Below are 12,643 nucleotides of genomic sequence, written 5' to 3'. Positions count from 1 at the left end.
CACGCTCTGTGAGGCGCGCCACAGCGCAGGCGGAACATCACGGCTAGAGTGGAGCCAACACCCCCTCCACCCTGGTGACCGCCATGACCCGCCGCACCGCAACACACGCTCAGCCCCCCTCCCCGCCGCAGCCGGCCAACCGCGAGCGTCCCGCGTCCGGCTTCACGGTCCTGCCTCTCGACGACCGCTGCCCCCGCCGCGAGGTCGCCATGCTGTGCGAGACCGACAGCGGCCACCGCTGGGACGGGGCTTGACCGGGCCACCCGCATCCCTATATCCCGGTCGCCCTCCCGTGAGGACGACCTCACCACGGCACACCCAGTCCGGGCGTGGGGAGTTCGGCGGGGACGACCCTGCCTCCAATCCATCGGAGGTGTTCCATGTCCTGGGTCATCCTGTTCTTCGCCGGCCTCTTCGAAATCGGCTGGGCCGTCGGCCTGAAGCAGACGGAGGGCTTCACCCGCCCCATTCCCACCGCCCTGACCGTCGCCTCGATGGTCATCAGCCTCGCCCTGCTTGGGATGGCGCTGAAGTCGCTGCCGCTCGGCACCGCCTACGCCGTGTGGACCGGCATCGGAACGGTCGGCACCGTCATCCTGGGCATCCTGCTTTACGGGGAATCTGCCGACATCCTGCGGCTCGGCTGCATCGCGCTGATCGTGGCGGGCATCCTCGGGTTGAAGCTGATCACGCCCTGACCCACCGCCGCCATCAGGCGCGTTCCTTCCGCAGGGCCGCGCGCGCGGCGTAGCCGATTCCCCCGACCACCGCGAGGCCGGCGAGGACGGCGAAGCCGCGCGCCGCGGTTCCCGTGGTGCTCAGCGACAGGCGCTCCTCCCGCCCGGTGAAGCGCCCGTGCGTGCGGTGCAGGCCGGACACCGGCTCGAACAGGTTGTCGGGCCGGCCCGGCGCTTCCGTCTCCTCCGTCTCCTGCCCCTCGAAGGCGGTGAAGGCCACCCGGTAGTCGGCGTAGGCGGGCAGCGCCTGCGTCCCGAGGATCGCCTCGGCGGTGGTGAAGCCCAGCCAGTGCTCCCGCTTGGGGTCCGCCGCGGCCCGGACGATGGCGCGGCCGATGTCGTCCGGGTCGAAGATGGCGCCGACCGGCTTCGCCCGGCGCGGCATGTGGCTGCGCGCCCAGTCGAACTGCGGCGTGTTGACGGCGGGCAGATGGACCATGGTCACCCGCAGGCGGCTGCCGTCATGGATCAGTTCCGAACGCAGGCTGTCGATGAAGCCGCGGATGGCGCTCTTGGCCCCGCAATAGGCGGCCTGGAGCGGGATGGAGCGGTAGGCCAGCGCCGACCCGACCTGAAGGATGAGGCCGCGGTCGCGCGGCAGCATGCGGCGCAGCGCCGCCAGCGTGCCGTGGACGGAGCCGAGGTAGGTCACCTCGGTCACCCGCCGGACCTCCTCGGGCGTCAGGTCGCGGATGCGCCCGAACACCGTCACCATGGCGTTGTTGACCCAGACGTCGATGGGACCGAGCGTGCGCTCGGCCTCGTCGGCGGCGGCCTCCACCGCCTCGGCGTCGGCGACGTCGGCGGGCAGCACCAGCGCCGTGCCGCCAATTCGCCCGATCTCCGCCGCCACCTCCTCCAGCGCCTCGCGGGAGCGGGCGATCAGCCCGACCGCCGCACCCCATTCCCGAGCGAAGGCAAGCGCCGTCGCGCGCCCGACGCCGGCGGACGCTCCGGTGACGACAACGACGGGCCGGGTCCGACCGGCAATGGGGCTGGTGGGCATGGCGGCGGGGCTCCATGGGCTGGGACGAGCATCGACGCTGTCCAAACCCGCCTGGAGCCCGCCGGTTCCGCCACCACAGTTCCGCCGCCGTTGCGCTTACGGCGCCTCGACGATCTCGAAATCGTGGGTGATCGCGGCGGTGGCGCCCAGCATGATCGAAGCGGAGCAGTATTTCTCCGCCGACAGGGCGATGGCGCGCTCGACCTTCGCCGGGTCCAGGCCACGCCCGGTGACCACGAAATGGACGTGGATCTTTGTGAAGACCTTGGGGTCGGTCTCGGCGCGCTCAGCCTCGATCTCGGCCACGCAGTCGGTGATGGCTTGGCGGCCCTTCTCCAGGATCATCACCACGTCGAAGCCGGTGCAGCCGCCCATGCCGATCAGCAGCATCTCCATGGGACGGATGCCCAGGTTGCGCCCGCCCGCCTCCGGCGCGCCGTCCATGACCACGGCGTGGCCGCTGCCGGACTCGCCGACGAACATCCGCCCATCAACCCACTTCACCCGCGCCTTCATGGCGGTCTCCCGATTATTGTTCGTCTTCCAATGGATGGCAGGGCTTGCAGCCGGTCGGCCAGGGCTCGCCCAGATCCTCCACGAAGCAGGTCCAGGACGGGCTTTCCAGCCGGATGCAGGCGCCGCCGGCAAAATTCAGGACCAGGGCACCCTCCGCCGCCTCGACGGAGAGCAGTTCCAGGATCTGCGCGCGGTCCTTCACGTCGAGGCCGCGCAGCTTCACGGCCTTCACCCCTTCGATCCGCACGCCGCAATTGACGCGCTCGAAGGGGTTCAGGTGGTCGTCGTCGGCGGTGGGGCCGGGGCGGCGCTTGCCCGCCGTCTCCCACTTGAAGCGGTTGGCCACCAGCACGAAGCGCGCCTCTTCGGGCAGGAAGCACATGTCGCCGATCGGCAGGATGGCGTCCTGCAGACAGGCGGAGACGACTTTCAGATCCTCGGCATCCTGGGCGCGCAGGCGGATCGGCGTGGCGGTCATGAGCTTCCCTTCGCTGTGGACGGCTGAGCGGGCGGAGGACGCCGTCAGTCGTCCTCCGCCCGGATGCGTTCGATGTCCGCGCCGCAGGCCGCCAGCTTGTCCTCCAGCCGCTCGTAGCCGCGGTCGAGGTGATAGACGCGGTTGACCGTCGTCTCCCCTTCCGCCGCAAGACCGGCCAGGACCAGCGACACCGACGCGCGGAGATCCGTCGCCATAACGGGCGCGCCGGTCAAACGCTCCACACCCCGGACGAGGGCGGAGGAACCGTGCACCGTGATGCGGGCTCCCATGCGGGTCAGCTCGGGCGCGTGCATGAACCGATTCTCAAATATGGTCTCGGTGATCATGCCTGCACCCCTGGCCGTGCACATCAGGGCCATCATCTGGGCCTGAAGGTCGGTGGGGAAGCCGGGATAGGGTTCGGTCATCACGTCGACACCGACCAGCTCGCCGTTGGCGCGGGACACACGGATGCCCGTCTGGCCGTTGGTCTCGATCTCGGTGAACTCCACGCCCGCCGGGACCAGGGCGGTCACCGCCGCTTTGATCAGGTCCAGACGGGTGTTCAGGATGTCCAGCGTGCCGCCGGTCATCGCCGCCGCCATGGCGTAGGTGCCGGTTTCGATGCGGTCCGGCACCACCATGTGGCGGGCGCCGTTCAGCCGGTCCACGCCGACGATGGTCAGCCGGTCGGTGCCGATGCCGGTGATCTTGGCGCCCATCTTGACGAGGCAGTCGGCGAGGTCGCTGACCTCCGGCTCGCGGGCGGCGTTGACCAGCACGGTGGTGCCGCGGGCCAGCGTGGCGGCCATCAGCAGGTTCTCGGTGGCGCCCACCGACACCTTTGGGAACACATATTCGGCACCGCGCAGGCCGCCCGGCGGCGCCTTGGCGACGATGTAGCCGCCCTCGATGCGGATGTCCGCCCCCATGGCCTCCAGGCCCTTGATGTGCAGGTCGACCGGGCGCGCGCCGATGGCGCAGCCGCCGGGAAGCGACACCTTGGCCTCGCCGCAGCGGGCGAGCAGCGGGCCGAGCACCAGGACGCTCGCCCGCATCTTGCGGACGAGGTCGTAGGGGGCTGTGGTGTTGGTGATGTCGCGGGCGGTGAACTCCACCACGCGGCCGGCGCAATCCCCGCCCGCCCCGGCCATGTGGATCGCGACGCCGTGCTGGAGCAGCAGGTTGCACAGCGTGTTGATGTCCGCGAGGATCGGCAGGTTGGTGAGCGTCAGCGTCCCGTCGGTGAGGAGCGCCGCGGTCATCAGGGGCAGCGCCGCGTTCTTGGCGCCCCCAACCGTGATCGACCCGTGAAGGGGCTTGCCGCCGCAGATGCGGATCTTGTCCATGAAGCTGTCTTGTCCGGTCAGATGCTGTCGAAAAGGCCGAAGCCCGGCGGATTAGGCCATCTTGCGGGTCCGAGGGTCCACGACACGCCGATCGTCGGCGGACTTCTCGGGTCTTACGGGGATTGAATCTGTCAGGCGTTGTAGCGGAGCATGCGGGCGCGCTCAAGGGAAGGAATTGAGGCTTTTTCTCATGGAAGCCCTTCTCCCGCCGCAATTGAAAGGACGGACCGCGTGACACAGGACAGCGCCCGGGACAACACCCAGGACAGCATGATGGCCGGGCTGACCCTCTCCCTCTCCGGGCGGTTCGACCCGGACGAGGTGAAGCAGATCCACGGCGAACTGCGCGCCTTCAACGAGCGCTTCACCGCCCCCTACGACCTGCGCGAGATCATGATCACCGTCCGCGACGCGGACGGGGCGCTGATGGCCGGGTTGACCGGCTACACGAACTGGGAGTGGCTGTACGTGGACTATCTGTGGGTCCATGAGGGCCGGCGCGGCGGCGGGCTCGGCGCCCGGCTGCTCGCCGCCGCGGAGGCGGAGGCGGTGGAACGCGGCTGCCGCTGGTCGCGCCTCTACACTTACGATTTCCAGGCGCCGGGCTTCTACCGCCAGCAGGGCTACGAGGTCTGGGCGGAGTTGGAGGGCTACCCGCCGGGGCACACGCAGATCTGGCTCAGGAAGGCTCTGCGGCGGGACGGGGAATAGCCTGCACGGCGGATTCGTTGCGCTTCAGGAAGACGATCACCGCACAGACCACGGCCATCCCGGCCAGCTGGGGCGGCTCGAAGCTTTCCCCCAGCAGCAGGAAGGCCGTCACCCCGGCGAAGACGGGATCGAGCATGCCGATCACCGTCGCCGGGAACGGCTCGATGGTCTTCAGCCCTTCCAGGTAGAGCCAGTAGGGCGCCACCGTGCCGAACACGCCGATGAACAGGACGAAGCCCACCGCCTCCCAGGTCACTTCGACCGCCGCGTAATCAATAGCTGGCGTGGCGAGCAGCCAGAACAGCGCCGACAGGAAGAAGGGCCAGAAGGTCATCGACGAGCTGTCCAGCCCCCGCCGGTGGCCGTGGGCGCAGCGAACATTGTAGGCGGCGAAGCACACGGCACAGAGCATGCCGACCGCCGCCCCCAGCGCATTGCCCGACCACAGGGCCGGGTCGTAGGCGCCGACCAGCAGGAAGCAGCCAGCGGTGTTGCCCGCCAGGATCAGCGCCACCGCCCGGTTCATCCGGTGGGTGCCGAGCAGCAGCCCGGCGGCCACGATCAGCATGGGCGCGGTGTATTCCAGCATCAGCGCCAGCGCCACGTTGGTCAGGGCGATGGCGTAGAAGAAGGTCAGGTTGACCAGCGTCAGCCAGACCGCCAGCTCCCCCAGGAACGGCAGGTCCGCCCGCCGCACCCGGATCGGCCGGCCGAGCGCCAGCATGATCAGGACCAGCACGGCGGCGGACACCATGGCGCGCACCGCGATCATCACAAGCGGCGGCATGGAGGCGACGAACATCATCTTCGCCGCCGTCCCGGCCACGCCGAACAGCAGCGCCGAGGCGACGATGCACCCATAGCCCCACAGGCGCGCCCGCGCCGACTCAACCACCATGGCCCTGCCCCGCCCCGCCCCGTTCCGGCTCGGCGGCAACGATACCGTACGAGTGGAACCGGACCGATGCGGCAAATGCGTCATCGGATAATGACAGTCAGCCCGTCGGGCCGTCCTTCTCCCGCCCGCGCGCCTGCTCTTTGCGCTTGCGCAGGTTCTCCCGCAGGCGGGCGGCGAGCCGATCCTGCTTGTCGTCCTTTTTCGGCGGGGCGGCGGGTGTCTTGGTCGTCTCGTCGGTCGTCATGCGGCGCTCGCGGCAAGCGGGGCCGGGGCGGCGGCGCTGCCCCAGCGGCGGTTCCAGTCCTGGAACATCAGCACGTTCCAGAGCCGGTGCTGGTTGTTGCGGGTCCCGGCCAGATGCTCCGCCCAGCAGGCGCGGATCGGCGCGGGGTCGAAGAAGCCTTCCCGGCGCAGCCGCCCCTCGTCCAGCAGATCCTCCGCCCAGTCGCGCAGCGGGCCGCGCAGCCAGCCGTCCAGCGGAATGGCGAAGCCGGCCTTGGGCCGCTCCACAAGCGTCGGCGGGACATGGCGGTAGAGCACCTGGCGCAGCAGCCACTTGCCCTTGCCGTCGCGCAGCTTCTGCGATTGCGGCACGCGCCAGGCGAACTCCACCACCCGATGGTCGAGCAGCGGCACGCGCGCCTCCAGCGACACGCCCATGCTGGCGCGGTCCACCTTCGCCAGGATGTCATCCGGCAGATAGGTGACGCTGTCGAGATGCTGCATCCGCTCGACGAAATCGGGGATGCCCGCCACCAGCCCGTCGTCCCAGGCCGGGCCTTGCGGCTCCCGCCCGCCGCGGACCAACGCGTCGGGGTCCTGCCACTGGCTGATCAAACGGCGGTAGATCGCGTCCGGTCCGGCGACGTCCAGTACGCCGGCCAGCTTGTGCAGCTTGTCGCCGGTCTGGCGCGGGCGCCGCCCCTCGGGGATCAGCCCGGCCAGGGCGTCCCAACCCGCGGGCCGCACGGCGCGGATGAGCCCGGCGGCGCCCCGGCGCAGCCCAGAGGGCAGCGACGCCATGCGCCGCCACAAGGCGGGCGCCGTGAGATAACGATTGTAGCCGGCGAACAGCTCGTCCCCGCCATCGCCGGACAGCGCCACGGTGACGGAACGCCGGGTCATCTCCGACACCAGCAGCGTCGGGATCTGCGAGCTGTCGGCGAAGGGCTCGTCGTACCAGTCGGCCAGCTTGGGGATGACCTCCAGCGCGTGGCTGGCCTCCACCCGAAGCTCGGTGTGCTCGGTGCCGAGATGGGCGGCGACCGCGCGGGCGTGCACCGCCTCGTCGTAGCCGTCCTCGCCGAAACCGATGGTGAATGTGCGCACCGGCCGCGCGCTCTGCGCCTGCATCAGCGCGACGACGGTGGAGCTGTCGATCCCGCCGGACAGGAAGGCGCCCAGCGGCACATCGGCCATCATCTGCCGCCCGACAGCGTCCTTGAGCAGCGATTCCAGCGCGTCCGTCGCGTCATCGTCGGACAGCGACAGCCGGTCGGCGATGCCAGCCCGCGCCGCGTCGCCGGCGTCCCAATAGACGCTGCGCTCGGGTTCGCGCCCTGGACGGACGGTCAGGATGCTGCCCGGTTCCAGCTTGTGGACGCCCCGGTAGATGCTGTGCGGCGCCGGGACGTAACTGAAACGCAGATAGGCGGACAGCGCGTCGCGGTCGATCTCCGCCGCGAAGGCGGGATGGACGCGCAGCGCCTTGGGCTGGGAGCCGAACAGCAGCGCCCCGCCCATCCGCGCCCAATAGAGGGGCTTCACCCCCAGATGGTCGCGCACCAAAAAGAGCGTGCGCTCGCGGCGGTCCCACAGGGCGAAGGTGAAGATGCCGACCAGACGGCGCACAGTGCGCTCGACGCCCCAGGCGGCGCAGCCCTCCAGCAGGACTTCGGTGTCCGAATGGCCGCGGAACCGGTGGCCGGCAGCTTCGAGTTCCGCCCGAAGGTCCTGGAAATTGTAGATCTCGCCGTTGTAGGCGATGACCCAGCGCCCGTCCGCCGATTCCATTGGCTGGCGGCCCAGCGGCGACAGCTCCACGATGGCGAGCCGCCGGTGGCCGAGCGCGATCCCGGCCTCCCCATCGGCCCATACGCCGTCCCCGTCGGGGCCGCGGTGGGCGATGGTGTCGGCCATGCGCCGTGCTGTGGCCTCAAGCCCGGACTCGAGGGCCGGGCCGGCCAGGAAGCCGCAGATGCCGCACACGGCGCGCGCCCTCGCCCTTAGTGGTCGGACCGGTGCAGGATGCTGTCGCGCAGACCCGTCTCGTAGGCCATGCCCTCGGCGGTCACGACACCGTAACCGGGATCGCGGCGCAGCATGCCCTTGCGCTCGAGGATGGTCCAGACGGCCTCGTTGGTCAGGCCGGTGGCGTCGCGGGAGGCGACGACCGCGCTGCCCAGATGGAAGTGGTTGCCATGGGCGTGCGGCAGGTTGGTGACCTGGAAGGCCCCCTCCTCGCCCTCGACCGGCTTCTGCTCCAGACGGGCGAGTTCCTGAAGGAGGGTCAGCGTCTTGAGCTGCAGCGGGTTGAGGTTCGCGGGATTCTTTTTCGGCGGCATGGAGTCCGGCTCGGCAACGTGATTAAGGTTGCGGCAGTAGATCGGGTGCGCCCGGCGGCTGTCAAGCGGCTGAGGATTTTTGCGGACTGGCGTCCGGTCCCCGGGTCGGGCATAAGACGGGCTGTTGACGCGCGTTACCTTTGAGACAAGCGTTTGGCCGGCGCAGGCCCGTCAAGGATGGTGGATATGACGATCGTGGTCACCGGCGCGGCCGGCTTCATCGGCTCGCACGTCGCGGCGGCCCTGCTGGATCGCGGCGAGACGGTGTTGGGGATCGACAACCTCAACGACTACTACTCCGTGGCGCTGAAGGAAGCCAGGCTGGCCCGCCTCGCCGCCCGCCCCGGCTTCCGCTTCGTCAAGGCCGACGTGTCCGACCGCACCGCCATCGAGGCGCTGGACCCCGATTTCGCCGAGGCGACCGGCGTCGTGCATCTGGCCGCCCAGGCCGGCGTGCGCTATTCGCTGGAGAACCCCTACGCCTATGTGGACGCCAACGTCACCGGGCAGGTGGCGATGCTGGAAGCCGCCCGGCGCATGCCGAAGCTGAAGCATTTCGTCTACGCCTCCACCTCCTCCGTCTACGGCGCCAACAAGAAGATGCCTTTCTCGGTGGAGGACCGCGTCGACTCCCCGATGTCCATCTACGCCGCCACCAAGAAGGCGGCGGAGATGATGACCTACGCCTACTGCCACCTCTACAAGTTCCCGGCGACAGGCTTGCGCTTCTTCACCGTCTACGGCCCCTGGGGACGTCCGGACATGGCAGCCTACCTGTTCGCCGACGCGATCATGGCGGGCCGCCCGATCCGCGTCTTCAACGAGGGGCGGATGAAGCGCGACTTCACCTTTGTCGAGGACATCGCGGCCGGTGTCCTGGCTACGCTGGACCGTCCGGCCAAGCCCGACGCCAACGGCGCGCCGCACACCGTCTACAACCTCGGCAACAACCGCACCGAGGACCTGATGCGCTTCATCGGCATCATCGAGGAATCGCTGGGCCGCGAGGCGGTGAAGGTCATGGAGCCGTTGCAGATGGGCGACGTGCCGGAAACCACCGCCGACATCGAGGCGAGCCGCCGCGACCTGGGTTATGAGCCGAAGACGCCGATCGACGTCGGCCTGCCCCGCTTCATCGCTTGGTACAAGGACTATCACGGCATTGCCTGAGGCCCGTCCCGTGAGCACCCGATCCACAAACGCCGGCCGCAAGCTGATCTATCTGGTGACGGAGGACTGGTACTTCTGGTCCCACCGCCTGCCCATGGCCCGCGCCGCCCGCGAGGCCGGGTTCGAAGTCGCCGTCGCCACCCGCGTCGACAAGCACGGCCCCCGCATCGAGGCGGAGGGCTTCCGCGTGCTTCCCCTGTCCTGGCAGCGCCGCAGCATCAACCCGGCGGGCGCCCTGTCCGCTGTGGCGGAGATCGCCGCTCTGTACCGGCGGGAGGCACCGGATCTGGTCCACCACGTCGCCATGAAGCCGGTGCTGCTGGGCGGACTGGCCGCCGGACTGGCCGGGGTGCCGGCGGTGGTGAACGCGCTGACCGGGCTGGGCTCCGCCTTCCTCGGCACCGGCGGGCTGAAGTCCCGCCTCGCCGGGGCCGCTGCCCGCCCGCTGCTGCGCACCGTGCTGAAGCGCCCAAACAGCCTGACCATCCTGCAGAACGAGGACGACCGGCAGACGCTGGTGGCCGCCGGGTTGCTGCCCGACGAGCGCGCCTGGATCATCCGCGGCTCCGGCGTCGACACCGCCCATTATCAGGTGCTTCCCGAGCCGCCGGAGCCGCCGGTGACGGTGGGCTGCGTCGCCCGTCTGCTGGCCGACAAAGGGGTCGGTCCGCTGGTCGAGGCGCAGCAGAGGCTGCGGGCCAAGGGGCTGGACGTCCGGCTGCTGCTGCTGGCCGGCACGCCCGATCCGGAAAACCCGACCTCCGTGACGCAGGCCGAGTTGGACCGCTGGACAGCCCTGCCCGGCGTCGAACTGCCCGGCCACAGCGCCGACGTGCGGCAGGTCTGGGCGCGTTGCCACATCGCCGTGCTGGCCTCCCGCCGCGAGGGGCTGCCGAAGAGCCTGCTGGAGGCCGCAGCCTGCGGGCGGGCCATCGTCGCCACCGACGTGCCGGGCTGCCGCGAGGTGGCACACGCCGGCGAGAACGCCCTGCTCGTCCCACCCGACGACGCCGCGGCCCTGGCCGACGCGCTGGAGGTTCTGGTGCGCGACGCTTCTCTGCGCTGGCGCTTCGGCTCCGCCAGCCGGCGTCTGGTCGAATCCGACATGGCGTCCGACCGGGTGGGCGCGAAGACGGTCGAGCTATACCATCGGCTGCTGGCGTCCAACCAGCCCGGCACGGCCCCGGTCGCGGAGGCATCATGAGCGGCCCCCTGGCCCTATTTCTCGCCCTGGCCGGCAGCTTCGCGCTGTCCTGGCTGTTCACCGGGCGCGTGCTCGCCTACCTGCGGCGCAAGGCAATCCTCGACCACCCGAACGACCGCTCCAGCCATTCCATTCCGACGCCGCGCGGCGGCGGCTGGGGTGTCATGCTGACGCTGCTGCCCGTCTGGACGCTCATCGCGATGACGGCGGACCATCCGCTGCGGGCACTGCCCATCCTCGCCGGAACGGTGGCGCTGATGGCGGTGTCCTGGATGGACGACCGGCGCGGGCTGGGTCCGGCGCCGCGCTTCCTCGCCCAGATCGCCGCGGTGATCGCGGGGCTGACCGCGCTTCCCGGGGGGGCGCTTCCCGGCGGCCCTCTTCCCGGAGACGGGCTGGTTTTCCAAGGACTGCTGCCCTTCTGGGCGGACCGGCTGGTGGCCGCGGTCGGCTGGCTGTGGTTCGTAAACCTGTTCAACTTCATGGACGGCATCGACGGTCTGGCCGGCAGCGAGGCGGCGTCGATCGGCGCGGGGCTGGCGCTGGTCGCGGCGCTCGGCGCGCTCGACCCGGCGCTGGCCCTCTACGGGCTGGCCGCGGCGGGTGCGGCGCTGGGCTTCCTGGCGTGGAACTGGCACCCCGCCAAGCTCTTCATGGGCGATGTCGGCAGCGTGCCGCTGGGCTTCACGCTGGGCTGGCTGCTGCTCGTCCTGGCGGCGTCGGGGCTGTGGGTGGCGGCGCTGCTCATCCCCGCCTATTTCCTGGCCGACGCCACCATCACCCTGCTGCGTCGTCTGGCCGAGGGCAAAAAGGTCTGGCAGGCCCACCGCGAGCATTTCTATCAGAAGGCCACCCAGCGCGGGCGCAACCACGCCCAGGTGGTTCGGCTGGTCCTGGCGCTGAACGCCACGCTGCTTCTGCTGGCTGTGGCGTCGCTGGCGCTCGGCTGGACGGTGTTGCCGGCAGGGGCCGCGGCGGTCGTGCTGCTGCTGGCCCTGCTGGCGCGGCCCGTGCAGGCGGCGGCGTGATGCGCGTCCTGGTCACCGGGGCCACCGGTTTCGTCGCGCGGACGGTCATTCCCCTGCTGGTGGAGCGTGGGCACAGCGTGCGCGCCGTGGTGCGCCGCCCTGACGTCGCGGTTCCACAGGCAGCGGATACCGTCACCATTACCGATATCGGCCCCGCCACCGCCTGGGGCAACGCCCTTCAGGGCATGGACACGGTGGTTCATCTGGCCGCCCGCGTCCACGTCATGCGCGACCGAGAGTCCGATCCGCTGGCCGCCTTCCGCCGCGTCAACACCGCCGGCACCCGCGTGCTGGCCGAGGCCGCCGCCGCCGCAGGCGTCAAGCGGATGGTCTATCTCAGCAGCGTCAAGGCGCTGGCCGACGAGAGCCGCCCCGACGAGCTGAGCGAGGAGACGGAGCCCGATCCCCATTCCCCTTACGGCATCTCCAAGCTGGAGGCTGAACGGGCGCTGGCGGAGATCTCGGCCCGCACCGGGCTGGAGGCCGTGGTGATCCGTCCGCCGCTGGTCTACGGCCCCGGCGTGGGCGGCAACTTCCTGCGGCTGATGCAGGCGGTGGACCGCGGCATCCCCTTGCCACTGGGCGCCCTGGAAAACCGGCGCAGCCTGATCTTCGTGGGCAATCTCGCCGATGCCATCCAGGAGTGCCTGACCCACCCGCAGGCGGCGGGCGGGCGGTTTCTGGTCCATGACGGACGACCGATGTCCACGGCGGAACTGGTGCGAGCCATTGCCGAGGCGTTGGGCAAGCCCGCGCGCCTTCTGCCCGTGCCGCCGTCCCTGTTGGCGCTCGCCGCGCGGCTGGCCCGGCGGGAGGCCATGCTGGACCGCGTTGCCGGCTCGCTGGTGATCGACGACGGGGCCATCCGCCGCGCTCTGAACTGGCGCCCGCCCTGCTACCCCGCGTACGGCTTGCGCCTGACCGCCGAATGGTTCAAAGCTGTGCGCGGCTGAACGGCCAGGATGGGCCAGGGATTTCCCGA

The 12,643-nt window shown here is 70.3% G+C and carries 15 protein-coding genes; 7 read left to right on the top strand and 8 right to left on the bottom strand.

Annotated features, from left to right (window positions below; all coding sequences use genetic code 11):
* Positions 1–83: 83 nt before the first annotated feature.
* On the top strand, positions 84–254 hold the full coding sequence (locus H1Q64_RS09810) for a hypothetical protein (RefSeq protein WP_237903335.1): 171 nt from the start codon (positions 84–86) through the stop codon (positions 252–254).
* A gap of 126 nt (positions 255–380) precedes the next feature.
* Positions 381–698 (top strand): quaternary ammonium compound efflux SMR transporter SugE, encoded by a 318-nt coding sequence (sugE, locus tag H1Q64_RS09805; protein ID WP_014240532.1) that lies wholly within the window; start codon positions 381–383, stop codon positions 696–698.
* 13 nt (positions 699–711) lie between these two features.
* Here sugE and H1Q64_RS09800 read toward each other — a convergent pair whose 3' ends face one another.
* The 4 genes from H1Q64_RS09800 to murA all read right to left on the bottom strand — a co-directional run bounded on the left by H1Q64_RS09800 (position 712) and on the right by murA (position 4,086).
* Entirely contained in the window at positions 712–1,743 is a 1,032-nt protein-coding gene (locus tag H1Q64_RS09800; RefSeq protein WP_237903334.1) for an SDR family oxidoreductase, read from the bottom strand.
* A 96-nt stretch (positions 1,744–1,839) separates the two neighbouring features.
* The gene (locus tag H1Q64_RS09795; protein WP_035674032.1) at positions 1,840–2,259 is read right to left on the bottom strand and encodes an OsmC family protein; all 420 of its coding nucleotides are present in this window, start codon (positions 2,257–2,259) and stop codon (positions 1,840–1,842) included.
* Positions 2,260–2,272: 13 nt separating this feature from the next.
* Positions 2,273–2,737, bottom strand: coding sequence for a DUF2948 family protein (locus tag H1Q64_RS09790; protein ID WP_237903333.1), 465 nt, complete (start codon positions 2,735–2,737; stop codon positions 2,273–2,275).
* Positions 2,738–2,781: 44 nt separating this feature from the next.
* Positions 2,782–4,086: a UDP-N-acetylglucosamine 1-carboxyvinyltransferase gene (gene murA / locus H1Q64_RS09785; protein ID WP_237903332.1), complete on the bottom strand. Its 1,305-nt coding sequence runs from the start codon at positions 4,084–4,086 to the stop codon at positions 2,782–2,784.
* A 231-nt stretch (positions 4,087–4,317) separates the two neighbouring features.
* Here murA and H1Q64_RS09780 point away from each other — a divergent pair, with 231 nt between their 5' ends.
* Positions 4,318–4,797 carry a GNAT family N-acetyltransferase gene (locus tag H1Q64_RS09780; protein WP_237903331.1) on the top strand — a complete coding sequence of 160 codons (480 nt, stop codon included), beginning with the start codon at positions 4,318–4,320 and terminating at the stop codon, positions 4,795–4,797.
* Here H1Q64_RS09780 and H1Q64_RS09775 read toward each other — a convergent pair.
* From H1Q64_RS09775 to H1Q64_RS09760, 4 genes are all read right to left on the bottom strand, one after another.
* Positions 4,766–5,695, bottom strand: a complete 930-nt coding sequence (locus H1Q64_RS09775) for an EamA family transporter (protein WP_237903330.1) — start codon at positions 5,693–5,695, stop codon at positions 4,766–4,768. The genes H1Q64_RS09780 and H1Q64_RS09775 overlap by 32 nt on opposite strands.
* A gap of 97 nt (positions 5,696–5,792) precedes the next feature.
* Positions 5,793–5,939: a hypothetical protein gene (locus H1Q64_RS09770; RefSeq protein ID WP_237903329.1), complete on the bottom strand. Its 147-nt coding sequence runs from the start codon at positions 5,937–5,939 to the stop codon at positions 5,793–5,795.
* Positions 5,936–7,903 carry an asparagine synthase (glutamine-hydrolyzing) gene (gene asnB / locus H1Q64_RS09765; protein WP_237903328.1) on the bottom strand — a complete coding sequence of 656 codons (1,968 nt, stop codon included), beginning with the start codon at positions 7,901–7,903 and terminating at the stop codon, positions 5,936–5,938. The genes H1Q64_RS09770 and asnB overlap by 4 nt, the downstream gene beginning before the upstream one ends.
* Positions 7,904–7,920: 17 nt before the next feature.
* Positions 7,921–8,259: a hypothetical protein gene (locus tag H1Q64_RS09760; RefSeq protein WP_149163371.1), complete on the bottom strand. Its 339-nt coding sequence runs from the start codon at positions 8,257–8,259 to the stop codon at positions 7,921–7,923.
* Positions 8,260–8,445: 186 nt separating this feature from the next.
* Between H1Q64_RS09760 and H1Q64_RS09755 the strand changes: the two genes are divergently transcribed.
* The 4 genes from H1Q64_RS09755 to H1Q64_RS09740 are packed head-to-tail and all read left to right on the top strand — an operon-like array spanning position 8,446 to position 12,614.
* On the top strand, positions 8,446–9,429 hold the full coding sequence (locus H1Q64_RS09755) for an SDR family NAD(P)-dependent oxidoreductase (protein WP_237903327.1): 984 nt from the start codon (positions 8,446–8,448) through the stop codon (positions 9,427–9,429).
* A gap of 10 nt (positions 9,430–9,439) precedes the next feature.
* Positions 9,440–10,633, top strand: coding sequence for a glycosyltransferase family 4 protein (locus tag H1Q64_RS09750; RefSeq protein WP_237903326.1), 1,194 nt, complete (start codon positions 9,440–9,442; stop codon positions 10,631–10,633).
* The gene (locus H1Q64_RS09745) at positions 10,630–11,661 is read left to right on the top strand and encodes an MraY family glycosyltransferase (RefSeq protein WP_237903325.1); all 1,032 of its coding nucleotides are present in this window, start codon (positions 10,630–10,632) and stop codon (positions 11,659–11,661) included. Before H1Q64_RS09750 ends, H1Q64_RS09745 begins: the two co-directional genes overlap by 4 nt.
* Positions 11,661–12,614, top strand: a complete 954-nt coding sequence (locus H1Q64_RS09740) for an NAD-dependent epimerase/dehydratase family protein (protein WP_237903324.1) — start codon at positions 11,661–11,663, stop codon at positions 12,612–12,614. The genes H1Q64_RS09745 and H1Q64_RS09740 overlap by 1 nt, the downstream gene beginning before the upstream one ends.
* Positions 12,615–12,643 lie beyond the last annotated feature (29 nt).

Source organism: Azospirillum brasilense, from assembly GCF_022023855.1.
GTDB lineage: Bacteria > Pseudomonadota > Alphaproteobacteria > Azospirillales > Azospirillaceae > Azospirillum > Azospirillum brasilense_F.
This window is presented reverse-complemented; position numbering and strand designations above follow the sequence as displayed.

Excerpts from the sequence above, each read along its gene's own strand:
- H1Q64_RS09795 (WP_035674032.1), bottom strand. The coding sequence starts at position 2,259 with ATGAAGGCGCGGGTGAAGTGGGTTGATGGGCGGATGTTCGTCGGCGAG.
- H1Q64_RS09770 (WP_237903329.1), bottom strand. The coding sequence starts at position 5,939 with ATGACGACCGACGAGACGACCAAGACACCCGCCGCCCCGCCGAAAAAG.
- murA (WP_237903332.1), bottom strand. The coding sequence starts at position 4,086 with ATGGACAAGATCCGCATCTGCGGCGGCAAGCCCCTTCACGGGTCGATC.
- H1Q64_RS09790 (WP_237903333.1), bottom strand. The coding sequence starts at position 2,737 with ATGACCGCCACGCCGATCCGCCTGCGCGCCCAGGATGCCGAGGATCTG.
- H1Q64_RS09800 (WP_237903334.1), bottom strand. The coding sequence starts at position 1,743 with ATGCCCACCAGCCCCATTGCCGGTCGGACCCGGCCCGTCGTTGTCGTC.
- H1Q64_RS09775 (WP_237903330.1), bottom strand. The coding sequence starts at position 5,695 with ATGGTGGTTGAGTCGGCGCGGGCGCGCCTGTGGGGCTATGGGTGCATC.
- H1Q64_RS09810 (WP_237903335.1), top strand. The coding sequence starts at position 84 with ATGACCCGCCGCACCGCAACACACGCTCAGCCCCCCTCCCCGCCGCAG.
- sugE (WP_014240532.1), top strand. The coding sequence starts at position 381 with ATGTCCTGGGTCATCCTGTTCTTCGCCGGCCTCTTCGAAATCGGCTGG.
- H1Q64_RS09760 (WP_149163371.1), bottom strand. The coding sequence starts at position 8,259 with ATGCCGCCGAAAAAGAATCCCGCGAACCTCAACCCGCTGCAGCTCAAG.
- H1Q64_RS09755 (WP_237903327.1), top strand. The coding sequence starts at position 8,446 with ATGACGATCGTGGTCACCGGCGCGGCCGGCTTCATCGGCTCGCACGTC.
- H1Q64_RS09745 (WP_237903325.1), top strand. The coding sequence starts at position 10,630 with ATGAGCGGCCCCCTGGCCCTATTTCTCGCCCTGGCCGGCAGCTTCGCG.
- H1Q64_RS09740 (WP_237903324.1), top strand. The coding sequence starts at position 11,661 with ATGCGCGTCCTGGTCACCGGGGCCACCGGTTTCGTCGCGCGGACGGTC.